Here is a 17,933-nt window from a genome sequence, read left to right as displayed (position 1 = left end):
CCAAGGATAGTCACACAAGCCATGACCGACCCCACCTTTGACCGGCTCTACCCCGACATCGACCCAACCGTTCCGCTACCTCCGACCAGGGGAGAACGATTCGGCATGACGGTGTCTGCCGCACTATTCGCGTTCGGGGCCGCGGCCGGGGATCTCATCGTGGCGGGAACCGGATTCGGCCTGTTGATGTTCTGCCTCGTGGCGAACAGTCTGAAAATACACCGGAAGATCCGAAACGAAGCGCGATCAAGGTTCCCCGCGGAAGATTGGGCGGAGTACACGGTAGTCCGAAATCTACGCCTTGACCTGTTGGTACCTGTGCTCTGGGCGATTTCGGTGGTCATCTGTGGGCTGGTGTTCTTCTTCACCCCGGGCAGTTGGTTCCCCTGGGCGCCGGGAGGAGCGGCGACCCTGGTCGCGGCGATCGTCTGGTTCATGCCCGGCATGTCCCCAGCCTGGTCGAGCCGGACTCCGGAAAACGATTCCCGCGACGATGACTCCACCACGGTCTTTCCCTCGCACCCCGCCCCCGACCAGGAACAGACCGCTTAGTTCACAAGAGGAGCCGCCACGCTCCACCATCCCGCCAAACACCCGTCAAACAGCGAAAATACCCGACCTTTCAGAACTCCCCGAGAGATATTGAACTAGACAGAGCGGTACATCTAGGATGGGCGCATGCGTCGTCTATCCAACGGAGGCCCCCAATGAACAGCGCACACGTGGAACAGTCCACGTCGTCACCGGGACCGTTACCTCTGCCCACACCGGGAGAAGTGGCGCTGTACCCGGTCGGGGACGTCCGTACCGAGGCGGGTGGCTTGATCCAGGACGCCATGATTGCCGTCCAACGGTGGGGCGATCTACACCGGAAACCCGACGGATCAACGAACATCATCCTCGTCGAGCATGCGCTCACCGGTGACTCTGACGCCGTGAACTGGTGGAACGGACTGATCGGCCCTGGACAGTCCCTGGACACGGATCGGTTCTGCGTCGTATGCACGAATGCCCTCGGAGGCTGCTCCGGATCGACAGGTCCATCGTCACTCCATCCGGACGGCCAACCCTGGGGTTCCCGCTTTCCGGCTCTGTCCATCCGCGACCTGGTGACTGCGGAACGTCAGCTTCTCGATATTCTGGGTATTGACAGGGTTGCTGCGGTCGTGGGCGGTTCCATGGGCGGGGCACGCGCACTGGAGTGGTCCCTCATGCACCCGGAGCGGATCGGGGCCGCCGCGGTTCTGGCAGTTTCGGCACGAGCCAGCGCCTGGCAGATCGGCATCCAATCGGCGCAGATATCCGCGATAACGAACGATTCGGAATGGCTGAACGGCGATTATCATTCATCCGACGGATACCCCCACCAGGGGCTGGCCGCGGCACGTCGGATAGCGCACCTGACGTATCGCGGTGAGCAGGAGATTGATGAACGTTTCGGAGCGGATGCCCAACGCGGCGAAAATCCTCTGGGAGAATTCCGTAGTCCGGAGCAGCGTTTCGCGGTCCAGAGCTATCTTGACCACCAGGCACGGAAACTTGTCGAACGTTTCGACGCCGGATCATACGTCGCACTGACCGAGGCCCTCAATCGGCATGACATCGGCCGTGGACGGGGCGGGTTGAACAAGGCTCTCTCGGGAATTATCGTTCCCACTTTCGTCGCAGGCGTGGACACCGACATCCTCTACCCCTACCACCAGCAGGAACACATCTCCCGGAATGTCGGGAACCTACTGGGAATGGCGAAGATCGTCTCACCTGTGGGACACGACGCATTTCTGACGGAAACCCGTCAAGTCGCGCGGATACTACGACGCTTCCTTCTCCTCATGGACGACGTGGAGGACAGCCAGTAGCTGGACCAATGGATTCAACTACCGAGCGGATCGACGGACACCGCCAGAAACACCATGACGCCACCGACAAACAAGGTGAAAAAACCATCGAAACGCCGTGATCGAACGGCGAGAACCCCAAGTACCCGGGAATCGCAGAGAGAACGCAGGAGGCTGAGCCAGATCAGCGCACCGCCGAGGAGAAAAGTCGCGCGGCGCCAATGCTCAGTCACCGCGAAGCCAACGGCGATCAAGAGTGCACTCAGAAATACGACCAGAAAAGTCCACTGGATGACACGCGGAAGCCTGGACGGGGGCAAACCGACGTCATGCGGATTATCCACACCCGGTATGTAGGGAGAGGTCATCATTGACCTACTTCCGGGATCCCTCTACTCCAGCCAGGAGTTCAGCACGCTCCACGACATTACGTACGAGAAACGCTCGGGTCAACGGCCCGACTCCACCGGGGTTCGGGGATACTGCCCCTGCCACCTCCCAGACATCCGGATGGACGTCACCAGCAAGTTTCCCATCCTTTCGGGAAACTCCGACGTCGAGAATCGCAGCACCGGGTTTGACCATGTCCGGCGTGAGCATGTGCGGTACCCCCGCTGCGGCTACGATGACATCGGCGGCACGTGTCTCCGCCGCGAGATCCTTCGTCCCTGTATGACAGAGCGTGGTAGTTGAGTTTTCACTGCGCCTGGTGAGCATCAGGCCTATCGGCCGACCAACGGTCACACCACGGCCGATCACCACGACCTTGGCACCGTTAAGTTCCACGCCAAACCTCCGGAGCAGGTGGATCGCTCCGTTCGGGGTACAGGGCAGTGGTGCAGGTTCGTTGAGCACCAACTTGCCCAGGTTCACGGGATGGAGGCCATCCGCGTCCTTGACCGGGTCGATGCGCTCAAGAACCGCATTCTCATCGAGATGCTTCGGCAACGGCAACTGGACGATGTACCCGGTACACGCATCATCGGCGTTGAGTTCGTCGATAACGGCGTTGAGTTCTTCCTGGCTCACATCAGCGGGGAGATCGCGCCGGATGGAGTTCACACCGATCTGTTCACAGTCCCGGTGCTTCATCTTGACGTAGCTGTGGCTCGCCGGATCATCGCCGACCAGCACGGTGGCAAGTCCCGGAACAACGCCACGCTCGGCGAGTCGTTCCGCTCTCCTCTTCAGGTCATCGAAGATCTCGTCCCGGTAGAGCTGTCCGTCAAGTTTCTGTGCAGTCACACGGGTCATTATTCCACGCCTTACCGGAATCCCGCAGGTTCCGAGCTGTACCGTGATATCTGGGCTCCGGACACTAGGATCGGTTTTCATGAGTGAGGCCAGTGTTTCCCCGTTCCTACACGTGATCTTCGACCGCCCGTGCATCCCGCCAAACACGGGAAATGCGATCCGGATGTGCGCCGGAACGGGTGCGCACCTACATCTGGCGGGGCCACTGGGGTTCAATCTCGAGGAGAAGAATCTCCGGCGCGCGGGGCTCGACTATCACGATCTGGCACGCGTCAGCGTCCACCCGAACAGGACGGCGGCGCTTGATTCATTACCGGAGGCCAGGGTTTTCGCGTTCACCACATCCGCTGCACGCTGGTACGGGGACATCAGCTACCGTCCCGGGGACATCCTGTTGTTCGGCACGGAGACCAGCGGACTTGACGACGCCGCGCTGGCTGACGCCCGCATCACCGAACAGGTCCGGGTACCCATGCTACCTGGACGTCGGTCGATGAACCTGTCCAACTGTGCCGCCGTGGCTACCTACGAGGCCTGGCGGCAGATGGGTTATCCGGGTGCGGTGTAATCGCCGGGTCAGCCGCGGGTGACGGAGATGGCGGCGATGCCCGCAGCCGTCATCGGTACCTCAACAGGTGTCTGCTCTTCCTTGGCCCCTGCGGGGCGATCGACCCGGACCACAGACATCCCCGGGAACGGTGGTGAAAGAACCGTTAGTCTGGCCCCCGGGCGGATGCCGTGGTCCGCGAGGTAGCGCAGCAGTTCAGGGTCCCGGTCGCTGACCCTGTCAACGGTGACGCGATTTCCTTCCTCGACACCGGTGAGCGATTCAGAGACGTCATCTATCATCTCCCCGTCAGTGTCGGGGATCGGATCGCCGTGGGGATCCCGTGCCGGGTGCCCGAGGTGAGCATCTATTCTCTCGATGAGTTTCTCCGAGACTGAGTGCTCCAGAACGTCAGCTTCCTCATGGACCTCGTCCCACGTGTACCCGAGTGTGGTGCAGAGGAACATCTCCAGGAGTCGGTGCCTGCGCATCATCCCCAGCGCGAGGCGGGTGCCTTCCTCCGTGAGGGTCACCCCCGAGTACGGACGGTGGCTCACCAAACCACGTTCGGTCAAGCGGCGAACCGCCTCGGATGCGGTCGAGGTCTTCTGCCCGGTCTGTGCCGCGACATCCTTCAGCGCCGCAGCTTCGCCGGTTCGCTCGCAGATGTCCCAGATCACCTTGAGGTAGTCCTGGGATCTGTCAGGCAGATCCGCAAGGCTCATTGCCACTATGTGTTCCTTCCCTGGAGATGGTCCTATCCGCGACGGACGAGGAACCGTCCGACAACCAGGCACCCCACGTAGAAGACGCCCGCGGTCAATGCGATCATCCCACCGGCCGACAGATTGGCTTTGACGGCGAAGATGAGACCCACTGCTCCGATCGCAACCCCCGCGATGGGCGCCGCGATGAACAGCGCCCTGGTCGAACGCACGAGAGGCTGCAGCCCAGCAGCGGGAGCGGCGACAAGGGCGATGGAGAGAATGGTCCCCACCGCGGGGATCACCACGACGATGGTGGCACAGATCAGCCCCAGGATCACTCCCTCCGCAACCGCGGCACTGTGCCCCGCGGCGCGGTAGCCACCGTTGTCGAAAGCATAGAAGATCAACTGGCGCCCGAACACCCCCAGAACCACGAGAGTGATCACGAGAACCACCACTGCAGCGAGAACGTCAGTCCGGTTGACACTCAGCACCGATCCGGTGAGAAATGACTCGATCTTCAGCGGCAACGGCTGGAACCACTTGCTCAGGAAGTAACCGAGGGCAAACCCGAGAGTCAGGACGATGCCCGCCGACGCCTGGGAAGACTGCCCGGAGATGCGGGTCAGCCGGTGCATCAGCCAGGACAGGGGAACGCACGCCAGGAGTGCACCGGCAAAGAGGAAGAGCGATAGCACTGCATGCTGCGTATCATTATCCAGGTTCCAGTCTGCGGCGATTCCCTTGCCGAGAACAACACCGAGGATCGCTCCGGGAAAAGTACCGTGGGCAACTGACTCTACGAAGAAGACCCGTTGGTTGAGCACCGCCAGGACACCGACCAGACCAGCGAGCACACCGACGACGACGATCTCAAGGATCGGGAGCTGGAGGATCGTCCACAAGGTGGAATCGAAGAAGCTCATACTGCACCTCCGGCGGGAATTCTGACGGGATTGGTGGTCTCGTCCGGATCAACGGGGACTTTGTTCCCGACGAACCTGCTACGAATCCACCGGATCGGAAGTGCAAGGAAGAACAGTGCGATGACAGACAGTGCAACCGATGCCTGGGGAGAAACCGGATGCGGGGTGTCCAATGTCATGATGATCATGCCCGCATAACCGCCGACGACGCCGACTGCGATAGCCACTGGAATCATGAACGAAACGCGATCAACCAGAAGTCGGGCGGTCGCACCGGGGACCACGAGATAACCGATAACGAGGAGTACACCCACTGCGGAGGCGGAAGACACGACGACGGCAGCGATGGCGGCGTTGACCATGAGGTCCACGGTGAAGCCCGAGATCCCCGCGGCACGGGCACCATCACGATCAAAGGCCGTGAAGATCTGTTCCTTCCAGGACAGGGTGATGATGGTGAGTGCAACGAGGCACACGACGATGGACTCGACGAACCGATCAGGAGTCACCTCGAGGAGGCGCCCGAACATCAGTGCCTCAAGCTGACCTGATCGGTCACCCTTGTACAGGGAGAGCACGATACCAGCGGAAAAAAATGAGGTGAGCACGACGGCGGTTCCGGATTCGGAGACTTTCGTGTTACGCCTGCCAACGGCGGTGAGTGCAATGACAATGAACACCGCGCAGATCGCGGCACCGGGGATGATCATATCGAGTCCACCATAGACCGCGCCGGCGACAATACCCGGAAACACCGAGTGCACCATCGCTTCGGCGTTGAATTCCAGGCAGCGGAGATTGATGATGACACCGACGAGGCCTGCGACGACGCCGAGGAACATGAGCATGAGGAAGGGACGGAAGAGATACGGCGCGGCCGCAACCGTCTGGAGACCCGGAACATCCACGACGGCCAACCGGAGGGCTTCGACGGCATCGGTGACGCCGACGATGACGCTATCCCACATGAAGTTCCTCCTCGAGTCCCGATCCAACGAGTTGGTCGGTGCTACGACTGCCGTACGCCTGCTCAAGATTGGCCGGTGTGAGAACCCGACTTATCGGGCCGAAGGCGATCTGTCGCCCGGCGAGCAGCGCAACATCCTCGCAACACTCGTAGGCGAGCTTGAAGTCGTGGGTGGACACCACCACCGCCACACCTTCCCGTTTGACCGAGTGAATGATCCCCAGCAGGGCCTCACGGTTGGGTTCATCGAGACCGTTGAACGGCTCATCGAGGAGGATCATCTTCGGAGAGGCCACGATGGAACGGGCGAGCAGCACCCGCTGACGCTGTCCACCGGACAATTGACCGAACCTCAAATTCGCACGGTCGGACATGCCGACCCTCTCGAGGGCGGCATCAACACGCTCACGGTGCGCTGCACCGGGGCGACGAAACCAACCGAGTTCCGCGTAGAGACCCATCATCACAACCTGTCGGACAGTGACCGGAAACGTGGTGTCCAATTCCGCTACCTGGGGTACGTATCCGATGGATCCCTTAGGGACCTTTCCGTCCGTGCGCCCGAGAATCTCCATCGTTCCCGACACACTGACAGTCCCGAGAATGCCACGCAGCAGCGTGGTTTTACCCGCTCCATTTGGCCCGATGAGCGCGAGCGCTTCCCCGGGCTGTATTTCACCGGTGACTCCGGTCAGCGTCGGGGGGCCACCGTAACTGAAACTCGCATCGACGTAGCGCAGCGCCGGAGCAGACTGTGTTGTTGCCATGAACATTCTCCCTTGATGGAACCTGTATTTATTATTGGTGAAAGTGAATGCTGTTAAGTCCCCGAACGCACGAGAGCCGCATCCCGGAGAACGGGACGCGGCCAACTCGCTTCAACGTGAGGAAAGAGCCTGTCTACAGGTCCTTCGGGGTGTAAGCCTTGAGGATCTCCGGAACAGGAGCCACCGTGCCACCCCAGGCACGGACAAGGTTCGTGACGTTGTGCATGATGGAACCGATGTAGGTCTCACCATCGGTCCCGTCCGGACCGAGCGAGTCTCCGTAGAGAGCGTCATCCCCGATGACAGCCTTGACACCGGCAGCGCTCGCGATAGCCTCGATCGACTTGGAGTTGTTTGAATTCTCCGCGAACAAAGCCTTGGCGCCGGATGCCCGGACCTTGTCAGCCTCGGAGGCGATGTGCTCAGCCGTGGCATCAGCCTGATCATTGAAGTCAGTCAGTGCCGTTCCGATGAAGTTGATATCGAATTCCTTGGACAGGTAACCGAAGGCATCATGAGAGGTGAACAGCACCCGGTTTGAGTCCGGAACCGAAGCGAAGGATTCAGCGGCCCACTTGTCGAGTTCATCGAGTTCCTTCTCAAAGCGTCCGACATGCTCCTTGAACAGGGCAGAGTTCTCGGGGGATGCCTCTTCCAGTGCAGCACCGATATTCCTCACCTGGACCATCGCATTGTGCGGTGAGGTCCAGACGTGGGGATCGTAGATGAACTCTGGCTCTTCGCCCTCGGGTGCAGCGAACGGCCATTCGTTGATATCGACCTGCTCCACACCACGGTAGACCTTGTAGGGCAGTTCCTTTTCAGCCTCAAGTACGGCCTTCTCGTTGTCTTTCTCGCCCGAAGTGAGGAAACCACTGGTAACAACCAGGGTGCCGCCAAATCCGGATGCCTCGACAGCACGGTCGAGGAAGTGCTCCAGATCCACGCCATTGACCATGAGGAGGTTCGCCTCACCCATCGCCTGCATCTGCTGCGGCGTCATCTCGTGATCGTGCGCGGAAGCATTGGGGGCCAGGATACAGGTCAGATCCAGCTCCGACTTGGCCTTGTTCGGCTCAGCACCGAAATGTGTGGTATTCCCGTCCGAGCCGGTCTTATTGAAGGAAAGCTCAGCGTCATCCGACTCATCAGTCGCGATCTGGGTGACGTAGTCACAGATCTGGGTGGTGGTGGCCACCACCTTCACCGACTCACCCGACACCTTCTCAACTTCCCCGGTTCCGGCACTGCCGGATCCGGAATCCGAGCCGCATGCGGTCAGGACGAGCGATGCAGCGGTGCAGGCGGCGATAGCCGCAGCTTTTCCGAGCTTCATGGTTCGCAGTCTCTTTTCAGCAGTTCCGGGCCGACAACCGCAGAGCCCACTCGGGAGTTCACGGGAGCCACCCACCAGTAAGTACATGATAACCATACCCAAATGCACCAGTTGAACAAACCCAAATCTTCAAGCCGTTGAACTTATTGAGGACAATACTGCAGATCTCACATGTAAATGCGCCATTCTCCCAGCACAAAACACTGCAAAATCGCTGCGAAGAGATTTGCAGCCCCCTCATTCAGGGGCCACCCACACACCGCACCAGCCTTTAACACCCACCTCCGCCAGCAGTCAACGCAGGTAACCGGCGATGACGCAGCAGTTCCAGCAGCCACACAGCGTCCTCGGTTTCCAGGTTGTCCGCCACCATCAGCACCGGCCCCTCCACCAGGTGCATCTTCACCGAGGAAAGGTTGAGCAACCGGCCGACCGGCCCTGTTTCCAGGGTGATCTCCTGAATGTGCGGCAGTGCGACCATCGACACCCGGCGGGAGAACCGACCTCCGTGAAGAATCACGGCCTCCGGCAGATCCCGTCCACCAGCAAACGTCACCGCCCGGCGACGCCAACAGATCGGTGACACCCACCTGGCCCGGAGCGGGCTCCGCAACACCGGACGCGTCCACCCCTCCGGTTGCGCTGATTCCTCGACCTCCGGAGTTGTCAACGGGCTGAGCAGCGTAGCAATCCGGATCGCCTCTTCCCGGGTACCCACCGGGAGGATCTTCGTCGTCCCGGCTCCTTCCGATATCCCATAGCCCGCCACGCAGACGCGTACCGACCACCACCCGGGGAGACGCCAGAACACCCGTTGCCGGACCTCCACGGAATGCACCCGGGAGAGCTTCAGCGTCTGTCGACGGCGATCAGCGAGCCCGTAGGTGATATCCAGGTCTTCCCCGCCTTCTCGACGGACGGTGAAACGCCAGGAGTTGTCGATGATGTTCCACGTGGACGGAAGCGAACCGATGAATACGGGCCACAGCATCCCCAGTGCTCCCGGTCGGATGATGACGATGATGAGCACCGGCAACGCAAACAGAAACCACCCGGAGAGACATGCAGCGGCGAGCGACCTGGCAACAGGAATCGGGGCCACGACGATGTCACCGGCAGCCGACAGCGAATCAGATTCCGTATTCGGGAATCCAGTCGACGGGGCCTCCTGTGCGTCCTCTCCGACGGTCTCTCCTCTCAGCAAACCGAGGATCTCCGTCCGGAGCTGCTCAGCCATCTTCTTACGCAGATAGGAAATCTCGATGACGGAGTCCTCCCCACCCGCCGTCTCGATGCGGACCGCCGCGAGTCCGAAGAGCCGGGCGATGGCCGATTCCACGATGTCGACCGCCTGGATACGGTCATAGCGGGCGGTACGGACCCGGACACTCACCACCCCCTGCCGGTGAACGATCTCTTCTCCGGTGAGGTGGTATCCCATGGCCCGCCACCAGATGCCGGAGAACAGCCAGATCAGTGCACACACCGCGATGAACCCACTGGCCCCGATCAACAGGGGACGAACATCCACGTGAATCTGCCCGGAGATCAGGCCCCCGAAAATCTCAAACACCGACTCCCCCATGTTTCCCACCGCAATGGCCCCGAGCGCGAGCAGGACCGTCCAGAAGTGCAACAGTGGGCTGATCCGGTGCACCCGCCGGTATTCTCCTACGCCGCTCACAGCCCGCTCATCCTCTCTCTGGCCTTGACCGCGAGACGATCCCGGAGGGCATCAGCCGTCGCCGAATCCAGTCCGGGAATCTCACTGTCCGACGTTGATGATGCGGTATGCAGGGTGAGGGTCTTCAGCCCGAACCGGCGTTGCACCGGCCCGGAGCTGACGTCGACGAACTGCACGCGCCCGTAGGGTACGACGGTGAACGTGCACCAGATCCTTCCTTTGGTAATAAGCAGTTCATCCGTTGTCTCCGCCCACCCGAGGAGACGGACCTGCGCGGGTATCAACCAGGCGAGATACCCCGTGATGATGAGCATGAGGACAACACCGATCCAGAGCCAGGGGGTCCACCATAAGGCCGCGCCCGCGCAGCCCAACGCCACGGCGGCAGGGACAGGGAGGATAATGAGCAGTCGGGCTTTCGCAAGTTCGGGAGATACCCGGTTGAGCGGGGTCGAATCAGGCGCCTCAATCATGGCCCCACTATGCCGAAATTCATGTCCTCCACGCAGGGATCACCGGAAGTCCCTGGCCCCCGTGGAGAGCAGTTCCGCAGCGGGAAACGGTTCGAGCTGGTCCGCCAGTATCGCCGTAGCACCGGACGCATTCTGGACGATGCCCCGGACAATCAGAGCGTGGGCGGTTCGGGCGAGTCGTCGCTGCCGGGCCCAGAGCCCGGGTGAGACGATGATATTCATCAGCCCGGTCTCATCTTCCATCCCGAGGAAGGTCACGCCGCTGGCGGTCCGGGGGCGTTGCCGGTGGGTGATGATGCCCGCGACCCGGATCCGGGCCCCGTCCCGCTGTTCGAGCAGCCGATCTGCCGGGATGATGCCCCGGGCATCGAGCGCGGTACGTAAGAGAGCGACCGGCTGCCTGTCGTGGGTGACGCCGGTCGCGGCGATGTCGACGGCAAGTAGTTCGAAGGCGGTCATTCCGGGCAGTGCGGGAGCGGCGATCCCGGAGATCCCCGGCAGCATCCCATTCTTCTCCGTTGCGGCGACGCCGGCTTCCCACCGGGCCTGACGACGTTCGATCCCGAGACAGTCCGTGGCACCGGATCTGGCCAGCGCCTCGGTCTGTGCGATGCTCAGGTCCGCGCGTCTGGCGAGGTCCGCGACCCCGGTGAACGACCCACCTGTGGACCGGGCCGCGATGATCCGTTGCACCGCCTTGTCCCCCAGTCCTCGAACAAAGTCGAGGCCGAGCCGTATCCGCCCGCCGGGGCAGTCCGTGACGGTACCGGAGTCGTTGACGGATACCGGGTCGACCGGAACTCCGTGACGCCGGGCATCAGCGATGAGAGATTGCGGGGAGTAGAAACCCATCGGCTGTGCCCGCAGAAGGCCGGTACAGAACTCAGCCGGATAATGGTACTTGAACCAGGCAGAGAAGTAGACCAGGGACGCGAATGATTGGGAGTGTGATTCGGGGAAACCATAGGCTGCGAAGGCGACCATCTTGTTCCAGAGATTCTCCGCGGTCTTCCCCGTGATGCCGTTATTCTCCCTGAGTCCGGTGAAGAACCGATCACGGATGCGCGCCATGCGTTCCGGAGAGCGTTTGGATCCCATGGCACGCCGAAGTGTGTCCGCCTCGGCGCCGGTGAAACCGGCAGCGTCGCGCGCCATCTGCATGAGCTGTTCCTGGAACAGCGGCACACCGAGAGTCTTGGCCAGCGCGGGTTCCAGGCAGGGGTGGTCGTAGGTGACTGGTTCATCCCCGTTACGTCGTCGGATGTAGGGGTGCACGCTGCCGCCCTGGATGGGTCCGGGGCGAATGAGCGCGACCTCGACGACCAGATCGAAGAACTCCCGGGGTTTCAGCCGCGGGAGGGTGGACATCTGGGCACGGGACTCCACCTGGAACACGCCGACGGCATCGGCACGCGCGAGCATGGCGTAGACCTCCGGTTCGTCCGGATCGAGTTCCCAGAGGTTGACGGTTCTGCCGTGGTGCTCGGCGACGAGGTCGATCATGTGGTGCAGTGCCTCAAGCATCCCGAGACCGAGGAGATCGAACTTGACCAGGCCCGCCACCGCACAGTCGTCCTTGTCCCACTGCACGATGCTGCGCCCTGCCTTACGTGCCCATTCCACGGGCACAACATCGGCGATGGGGCGGTCACAGATAACCATCCCCCCGGAATGTATCCCAAGGTGCCTGGGCTGACCGATGAACCGCTCCGCGAGAGTGATGACATCCGTGGGTGGTTCAACAGCCTCTTTCGCCCATGCATCACACGCTCCCCGCGGATATCCCAGCGCCCGTCCGGCATCCCGGATCGCCCCACGACGTCGATACGTGATGACGTTCGCTACCTGCGCGGCGTTGTCCCTACCGTAACGGCAGTAGACATACTGAATCACCTCCTCCCGGCGGTTGGATTCGATGTCCAGATCGATGTCCGGTGGACCATCCCGCTCCGGGGAGAGGAAACGCTCGAAGAGCAGTCCCACCCCGACAGGTTCAACGTTGGTGATGCCGAGTGCGAAGCAGACGGCGGAATTCGCCGCAGAACCCCGCCCCTGGCAGAGGATGCCACGGTCCCGGCAAAAATCCACCAGATCGCAGACGATGAGGAAGTAACCGGGGAAGTCGAGCTTCTCGATGATGTCCAATTCGTGTTCCATCTGCGCCCCGGCGAGGACCCGCAGGCTTGCTCCCCTGCCTGAATACCTTTCCCTGGCACGTCGTGCCGTCAGTTCCCGGAGCCAACTCATCTCCGTGTGCCCGACGGGAGTACCGAAACGGGGCAGCCCCGGTGTCAGGAGATCGAGGGTGAACGCACATTCTGCGGCTATCTCCAATGCCGTTCTCCGCAGTTCATCACTACCGGGCAGTGCGCGTTCGATGTCTGCCCCGCTCCGCAGCCAGGTACCTCCCATCGGATGTAGATCAGCGACCGCACCTGCCAGGCCCGAACGGAGCCGGAGTGCGTGCTTCGCCCCAGCCACCCGGGCATCGTGCCGGGTGGCCGCCCTGGGCACGGCACTGACCAGTGCACGCAGCCCGAGACGCCGGGCCTCCGCGAGCAGATGCTCGTTTGCGTCCGCGTCCCCGGGGCACATCGTCCAAGACACCTGCACTGCCACTTGCTCGACACCGAATGCATCAATCAGCTCAGACAAACGGTCAGCCCAGGTGACGTCGGCGAGAATCTGCCATGTTCCCTCCGCCAGCACGGCGAGGTCTGTGAGACCCGGGTATGATAATTTCCCTTTGCCGCCTGCACCCATATGAGCCGCTGTGATGGTGCGGCTGAGTCTCCGGTAGCCGTCCGCTCCCCGACAGAGCACACAGAGAACCTCCGTCTCTCCACCACCAAGAGAAAGTTCCGCACCGAAGACCGTTCCCAACCCGGTTCCCGCTGCGGCTTCAGCGAAGCGGACCGCAGAGTAGAACCCGTCCCGATCTGTCACGGCGAGGGCCTCCAGCCCGATATCGACTGCACGTTCGACCAAAGATTCCGGATCCGACGCCCCGGAGAGGAAACTGTAGGAACTCTGCGCACGCAGTTCCGCGAACGGGGTGAAACATGCGGAACGAGTGGGATTCCCCCTATTCGAACCCGATTCATCCACGCAAGAACCAGAACCGCTCCTTTTCCACATCTCCCCGGAGAGCATGCGCTCCAGCATGCGCCAGTCCATCGGCAAACCTCCGGCGTCTGCCAACCCTGCATCCCATTCCATATAGAACATATTAGCGAATAATGAAACCCGGAGGACAGTCCAGAAAGGGCTTCAGCCCCACCCTTCGACGCCGGTCGGAGATCAGATACTAGACAAAGCTGTACATGAACGGCATCCACTGCTACGGTAATACGAATGGAACGACAGAATGCTCTGTCTAGCTCCTTCACCGGAGCGGTTCCGTGCAGCTCATTCACCCCGACAACGGGTGAAACAGATGTCAGTCAGACCCCGACAGAAAGCCTGAACCATGAACCTCCGCCGTTTCTCCACCATCGCCGCCGTCGGCATCTTCGCCGCGGGTTCCCTCGTCGCCTGTGGCAACGACTCGGCCGACTCCACCAACTCCGCCACCGGTGAAGAAAGTACGAAGGTCACCATCGGCACCACCGACGCCGGCGGCAAAGCGTGGGAGGTCTTCGAGGAGGAGGCAGAGAAGGCCGGTATCGACCTGGACGTGGTCAACTACTCGGACTACAACACCCCAAACAAGGCCCTGTCCGAGGGACAGATCGACGTCAACCTCTTCCAGCACCTGAAGTTCCTCTCCGAGTACAACAACGGCACCGGTGACACCCTCACCCCCGTCGGTTCCACCGAGATCGTTCCGCTGGCACTGTACTGGAAGAACCACGACTCCCTCGACGGCATCGAGGGTGAGTCCGTCGCCATCCCGAATGACTCCTCGAACCAGGGACGCGCCATCAACGTCCTCGTTCAAGCCGATCTGGTCACCTTGAAGGAAGACGGCCTCATCACCCCGACTCCGGCAGATATCGACGAGTCGAAGTCCAAGGTTTCGGTCACTCCCGTCTCCGCCCCGCAGACCACCACGGTCTACCACGAGGGCAAGCCGGCCATCATCAATAACACCTTCCTGGATCGCGCCAACATCGATCCGAAGTCCTCCGTCTTCGCCGATGACCCCTCCTCCGAGGAAGCCGAGCCATACATCAACGCCTTTGTTGTCCGCGCCGAGGACGCCGACAACAAAAACATCCAGGAACTCGTCGAGATCTGGCAGGGCGACGCCGTCACCGAAGCCGTGGCTGAAGAGTCCAAGGGCACGTCCGTACCGGTCAAGCGCTCCGCTGCTGATCTGCAGGCGATTCTGAAGCGCCTCGAGGACAAACTGAAGAACCAGTAAGGCAGATATTTTCGCAGGTCACAGTCCTCAACGAAGGACAGTGACCAGGCATTCCGGCCCCGGTGGAACACTCACCGGGGCCGGAGGCACGCCGTACCCGCGGCATCCCCAACAACAAACCTGCTCCTCCCCACAGAATCGAGCACACACCGTGGCAGACACCGACACCTCACAGCCGGGAACCAGGGTCGAATTCCGGAACATCACCAAGGTGTTCACCAACAACAAAACCTCGATGACCGCCCTCGACAATGTCTCCCTCACCGTTGAACCGGGTGAGATCATCGGCATCATCGGGTACTCCGGCGCCGGTAAATCAACACTGGTCCGGATGATCAACGGACTGGATACCCCGACCTCCGGGGAACTGCTCCTCGACGGCGTCGATGTCGTCGGGATGCCAGAAAAGAAGCTACGCCAGTTGCGTCGTCAGATTGGCATGATCTTCCAGCAGTTCAACCTGTTCAACTCCCGCACCGCAGCCGGAAACATCGCCTATCCGCTGAGGCTCGCCGGGGTGGGTGCCTCGGAACGTAAGCGCCGGGTACAGGAGCTCCTCGAATTCGTCGGCCTGAGTGACAAAGGCGACAACTATCCCGAACAGTTGTCCGGTGGGCAGAAGCAGCGCGTCGGTATCGCCCGTGCTCTGGCAACCAACCCGTCACTGTTACTCGCGGATGAGGCCACCAGCGCGCTGGATCCCGAAACCACCCACGACGTACTTGATCTGCTGCACAAGGTCAACCAGGAACTTGGCATCACGATCGTGGTGATCACCCACGAAATGGACGTGGTACGCAAGATCGCGAACAAGGTCGCGGTGATGGAGAACGGCAAAGTCGTCGAATGGGGCAGCGTCTACGAGGTGTTCTCCGCCCCGAAGACGGAGGTCGCGAAGAAATTCGTGGCCACAACGCTACGCAACACACCAGATAACGTCGAAGCCGATGATCTCCTCGCCGGTGAGGGACGCCTGTTCACCATCAATCTCACCGAGAACTCCGGGTTCTTCACCGCCGCCGCGTCCGCCCGCTCGGCAGGTGTGTCCATCAACATCGTCCACGGCGGTATCACAACCCTGGAACAGCACTCCTTCGGGAAGATCACCGTCCGGCTCACCGGCGATGACGCCCCCATCGAGGAGTTCCGGGCCTCCCTGGACCGTACCACCGACATCGAGGAGATCCTCCGATGACCATCACCACCCATGCACTGGACTTCGACTGGAACCGTTTCGGCGGCACATTCATCGATGCGATCGGTGACACACTGCTGATGGTTATCGTGACCATGGTCGTCGGCGGATTCTTCGGACTGATCATCGGTGTCCTGCTCTACAGCACCCGTGATCAGGGAGTACTGCGTAACAAATTCGTCTACACCATACTCAACCTGCTGGTGAATTTCGTCCGCCCGATCCCTTTCATCATCCTCATCGCCGCAATCGGCCCACTGACGCTCAAGGTCATCGGTACAACCGTGGGCACGAATGCGGTCATGTTCGTGATGTCCATCGCAGCAACCTTCGGCGTGGCTCGCATCGTCGAGCAGAACCTGGTGTCCATCGACCCCGGTGTCGTCGAGGCCGCACGGGCAATGGGTGCTTCTCCCCTGAAGATCATCACATCAGTGATCATCCCCGAAGCACTCGGCCCACTGATCCTGGGCTACACGTTCCTGTTCATCGCCGTGGTCGACATGTCCGCGATGGCCGGCATCATCGGCGGCGGCGGGCTCGGTGACTTCGCCATCACCTACGGCTACCAGTCCTTCAACTGGTCTGTCACCTTGGTGGCGACACTGGCGATCATCATCATCGTGCAGATCGCCCAGCTCCTGGGCAACTGGCTGTCCAAGAAAGTCATGCGCCGCTGATCCGTCAGCAATGAGGGGCCGTACGTGGGATGATGACCACGTCGGCCCCCTTTTTTTCTTCCCCACGGATCACTCCACCCCAGTCACCTCACATTCCGAACGCCACTGATCGCGGTAACCTCCCACGCATCGGCTGCCGCCGGGGGCTTACCGCAGGATTTCAACACCTCCCCCAGCGAACGGTGTTCCAGGTGAACCAACCACTGTTCACCGGTTCGAGCACGGGTGACCATACGCACCACGGATTCGACGTTCCCAGCGCCCGGATCCGTGATCACCAGCTCCCCCGGAGCAGCCGGACACCCAGCAGAGGACAATTCCACGGCGACAGCAACCTCTGCAGCCTGACCTGGACCATCCACGCAGCCCCGCCCCCGCAGCCCCGGTAACGGCAGCTCACCACGGGCGAGTGTACCCAGCATAGCCATCCCTTGATCTGTGCTCATCCGACCATAGGAGTAGCCCCAGGGCAGCAGGATCATCGATGGCGCGAACCTGTGCCCCCCGGTGTGCGAGGACTCCCACACGGTGTCAGCCGCAGTCTCAGTGTCCACGGTGGGTTCAGCCGTTACTCCGCCGATACCGCAGGCAGCCTCTGAGAGACGTCGGACGAGTCCCTCCGCGGACGAGGCTGCCGCCCGCATTGCACTGGCCATGGGGCGTCCTTTCACCGCGCAACACACATCCCGTTTACCGTGGGTGCACACCAGAACCAACGGATGTGTGACAGTCCGGGCACCCAGCCCGGTGTTTCGCCCGGGTCCGGAGAGATCAATGTCAAAGATGTCGGTGACACCACCGGGAAGATCAAAGGCCTCCACACTCGGTGGAGGTGCGTCCGGGTCAGGACCTGAGGTGAAAGCCAGGTAGGCACGGCGGGAATCTGTCGTGCCCCGGCCCCTTCCGGGCCTGCGGATGAGGTGGAATGCAGCGCCCGCTTTCTTCATCTTCGCGGAGATCCGGTCCGCGAGGTCCTTTCCCAGTGCCTCACCATCAAGCACGTCACGGCCCCAGCCGTGTGGATGCTCGACAATGAGATAAATCATCCCTTTCTTCGCGGTTCCGGGCAGCGGTTCACCGCGGGCATCAGAACACCGTGGTGTACGGCCAGGTTCAGGCTCGGAACTCATACGCCCAGAATAACCCCACCCGAAAAGCATCACCCGCAGACGTTTCGCCCAGACCGTGGTTTT

17 protein-coding genes and 1 pseudogene are annotated in these 17,933 nt (G+C 61.4%); 6 read left to right on the top strand and 12 right to left on the bottom strand.

The features are described from left to right. Positions 1-21 precede the first annotated feature (21 nt). Complete coding sequence (locus tag QWU43_RS07800; RefSeq protein ID WP_370917532.1) at positions 22-552, top strand: hypothetical protein; 531 nt, start codon at positions 22-24, stop codon at positions 550-552. Between the two features lie 155 nt (positions 553-707). After that, complete coding sequence (locus tag QWU43_RS07795) at positions 708-1,859, top strand: homoserine O-acetyltransferase (protein WP_370917531.1); 1,152 nt, start codon at positions 708-710, stop codon at positions 1,857-1,859. A 14-nt stretch (positions 1,860-1,873) separates the two neighbouring features. Here QWU43_RS07795 and QWU43_RS07790 read toward each other — a convergent pair whose 3' ends face one another. Both QWU43_RS07790 and QWU43_RS07785 read right to left on the bottom strand, forming a co-directional pair. After that, the gene (locus tag QWU43_RS07790) at positions 1,874-2,206 is read right to left on the bottom strand and encodes a DUF3017 domain-containing protein (RefSeq protein WP_370914481.1); all 333 of its coding nucleotides are present in this window, start codon (positions 2,204-2,206) and stop codon (positions 1,874-1,876) included. Positions 2,207-2,213: 7 nt separating this feature from the next. Beyond that, positions 2,214-3,083, bottom strand: a complete 870-nt coding sequence (locus tag QWU43_RS07785; RefSeq protein ID WP_370917530.1) for a bifunctional methylenetetrahydrofolate dehydrogenase/methenyltetrahydrofolate cyclohydrolase — start codon at positions 3,081-3,083, stop codon at positions 2,214-2,216. Between the two features lie 88 nt (positions 3,084-3,171). On the opposite strand from QWU43_RS07785, the gene QWU43_RS07780 reads away from it, so the two are divergent. Continuing rightward, positions 3,172-3,660 carry a tRNA (cytidine(34)-2'-O)-methyltransferase gene (locus QWU43_RS07780; RefSeq protein ID WP_370914483.1) on the top strand — a complete coding sequence of 163 codons (489 nt, stop codon included), beginning with the start codon at positions 3,172-3,174 and terminating at the stop codon, positions 3,658-3,660. Positions 3,661-3,668: 8 nt separating this feature from the next. Here QWU43_RS07780 and QWU43_RS07775 read toward each other — a convergent pair whose 3' ends face one another. The 9 genes and pseudogenes from QWU43_RS07775 to QWU43_RS07735 all read right to left on the bottom strand — a co-directional run bounded on the left by QWU43_RS07775 (position 3,669) and on the right by QWU43_RS07735 (position 13,727). Then, on the bottom strand, positions 3,669-4,364 hold the full coding sequence (locus QWU43_RS07775; RefSeq protein WP_370914895.1) for a metal-dependent transcriptional regulator: 696 nt from the start codon (positions 4,362-4,364) through the stop codon (positions 3,669-3,671). A 32-nt stretch (positions 4,365-4,396) separates the two neighbouring features. Then, positions 4,397-5,272 carry a metal ABC transporter permease gene (locus QWU43_RS07770; protein ID WP_370914484.1) on the bottom strand — a complete coding sequence of 292 codons (876 nt, stop codon included), beginning with the start codon at positions 5,270-5,272 and terminating at the stop codon, positions 4,397-4,399. After that, complete coding sequence (locus QWU43_RS07765) at positions 5,269-6,240, bottom strand: metal ABC transporter permease (RefSeq protein ID WP_370917529.1); 972 nt, start codon at positions 6,238-6,240, stop codon at positions 5,269-5,271. Before QWU43_RS07765 ends, QWU43_RS07770 begins: the two co-directional genes overlap by 4 nt. Continuing rightward, positions 6,230-7,006: a metal ABC transporter ATP-binding protein gene (locus tag QWU43_RS07760; RefSeq protein ID WP_370914486.1), complete on the bottom strand. Its 777-nt coding sequence runs from the start codon at positions 7,004-7,006 to the stop codon at positions 6,230-6,232. The genes QWU43_RS07765 and QWU43_RS07760 overlap by 11 nt, the downstream gene beginning before the upstream one ends. Positions 7,007-7,139: 133 nt before the next feature. Then, entirely contained in the window at positions 7,140-8,342 is a 1,203-nt protein-coding gene (locus QWU43_RS07755) for a metal ABC transporter substrate-binding protein (protein WP_370914487.1), read from the bottom strand. A gap of 271 nt (positions 8,343-8,613) precedes the next feature. After that, positions 8,614-9,333: a PH domain-containing protein gene (locus tag QWU43_RS07750; RefSeq protein ID WP_370914896.1), complete on the bottom strand. Its 720-nt coding sequence runs from the start codon at positions 9,331-9,333 to the stop codon at positions 8,614-8,616. Positions 9,334-9,564: 231 nt separating this feature from the next. Next, positions 9,565-9,783: pseudogene (locus QWU43_RS07745) on the bottom strand (PH domain-containing protein); the annotation flags it as partial. A 239-nt stretch (positions 9,784-10,022) separates the two neighbouring features. After that, positions 10,023-10,499 carry a PH domain-containing protein gene (locus QWU43_RS07740; RefSeq protein ID WP_370914488.1) on the bottom strand — a complete coding sequence of 159 codons (477 nt, stop codon included), beginning with the start codon at positions 10,497-10,499 and terminating at the stop codon, positions 10,023-10,025. Positions 10,500-10,538: 39 nt separating this feature from the next. Beyond that, on the bottom strand, positions 10,539-13,727 hold the full coding sequence (locus tag QWU43_RS07735) for an error-prone DNA polymerase (RefSeq protein WP_370917528.1): 3,189 nt from the start codon (positions 13,725-13,727) through the stop codon (positions 10,539-10,541). A gap of 241 nt (positions 13,728-13,968) precedes the next feature. Between QWU43_RS07735 and QWU43_RS07730 the strand changes: the two genes are divergently transcribed. The 3 genes from QWU43_RS07730 to QWU43_RS07720 all read left to right on the top strand — a co-directional run bounded on the left by QWU43_RS07730 (position 13,969) and on the right by QWU43_RS07720 (position 16,740). Then, positions 13,969-14,865 carry a MetQ/NlpA family ABC transporter substrate-binding protein gene (locus QWU43_RS07730; protein WP_370914490.1) on the top strand — a complete coding sequence of 299 codons (897 nt, stop codon included), beginning with the start codon at positions 13,969-13,971 and terminating at the stop codon, positions 14,863-14,865. A 151-nt stretch (positions 14,866-15,016) separates the two neighbouring features. After that, complete coding sequence (locus QWU43_RS07725) at positions 15,017-16,060, top strand: methionine ABC transporter ATP-binding protein (RefSeq protein WP_370914491.1); 1,044 nt, start codon at positions 15,017-15,019, stop codon at positions 16,058-16,060. Between the two features lie 2 nt (positions 16,061-16,062). Next, positions 16,063-16,740: a methionine ABC transporter permease gene (locus QWU43_RS07720; protein WP_370914897.1), complete on the top strand. Its 678-nt coding sequence runs from the start codon at positions 16,063-16,065 to the stop codon at positions 16,738-16,740. A gap of 83 nt (positions 16,741-16,823) precedes the next feature. On the opposite strand, the gene QWU43_RS07715 is transcribed toward QWU43_RS07720, so the two are convergent. Continuing rightward, positions 16,824-17,870 carry a sucrase ferredoxin gene (locus QWU43_RS07715; RefSeq protein ID WP_370917527.1) on the bottom strand — a complete coding sequence of 349 codons (1,047 nt, stop codon included), beginning with the start codon at positions 17,868-17,870 and terminating at the stop codon, positions 16,824-16,826. Between the last annotated feature and the right edge of the window lie 63 nt (positions 17,871-17,933).

Origin of the sequence: Corynebacterium sp. CCM 9204, assembly GCF_041357695.1 — a bacterium.
GTDB lineage: Bacteria > Actinomycetota > Actinomycetes > Mycobacteriales > Mycobacteriaceae > Corynebacterium.
This window is presented reverse-complemented; position numbering and strand designations above follow the sequence as displayed.

Excerpts from the sequence above, each read along its gene's own strand:
- QWU43_RS07750 (WP_370914896.1), bottom strand. The coding sequence starts at position 9,333 with ATGCTGTGGCCCGTATTCATCGGTTCGCTTCCGTCCACGTGGAACATC.
- QWU43_RS07800 (WP_370917532.1), top strand. The coding sequence starts at position 22 with ATGACCGACCCCACCTTTGACCGGCTCTACCCCGACATCGACCCAACC.
- QWU43_RS07760 (WP_370914486.1), bottom strand. The coding sequence starts at position 7,006 with ATGGCAACAACACAGTCTGCTCCGGCGCTGCGCTACGTCGATGCGAGT.
- QWU43_RS07740 (WP_370914488.1), bottom strand. The coding sequence starts at position 10,499 with ATGATTGAGGCGCCTGATTCGACCCCGCTCAACCGGGTATCTCCCGAA.
- QWU43_RS07770 (WP_370914484.1), bottom strand. The coding sequence starts at position 5,272 with ATGAGCTTCTTCGATTCCACCTTGTGGACGATCCTCCAGCTCCCGATC.
- QWU43_RS07765 (WP_370917529.1), bottom strand. The coding sequence starts at position 6,240 with ATGTGGGATAGCGTCATCGTCGGCGTCACCGATGCCGTCGAAGCCCTC.
- QWU43_RS07780 (WP_370914483.1), top strand. The coding sequence starts at position 3,172 with ATGAGTGAGGCCAGTGTTTCCCCGTTCCTACACGTGATCTTCGACCGC.
- QWU43_RS07735 (WP_370917528.1), bottom strand. The coding sequence starts at position 13,727 with ATGTTCTATATGGAATGGGATGCAGGGTTGGCAGACGCCGGAGGTTTG.
- QWU43_RS07755 (WP_370914487.1), bottom strand. The coding sequence starts at position 8,342 with ATGAAGCTCGGAAAAGCTGCGGCTATCGCCGCCTGCACCGCTGCATCG.
- QWU43_RS07775 (WP_370914895.1), bottom strand. The coding sequence starts at position 4,364 with ATGAGCCTTGCGGATCTGCCTGACAGATCCCAGGACTACCTCAAGGTG.
- QWU43_RS07730 (WP_370914490.1), top strand. The coding sequence starts at position 13,969 with ATGAACCTCCGCCGTTTCTCCACCATCGCCGCCGTCGGCATCTTCGCC.
- QWU43_RS07790 (WP_370914481.1), bottom strand. The coding sequence starts at position 2,206 with ATGACCTCTCCCTACATACCGGGTGTGGATAATCCGCATGACGTCGGT.
- QWU43_RS07715 (WP_370917527.1), bottom strand. The coding sequence starts at position 17,870 with ATGAGTTCCGAGCCTGAACCTGGCCGTACACCACGGTGTTCTGATGCC.
- QWU43_RS07795 (WP_370917531.1), top strand. The coding sequence starts at position 708 with ATGAACAGCGCACACGTGGAACAGTCCACGTCGTCACCGGGACCGTTA.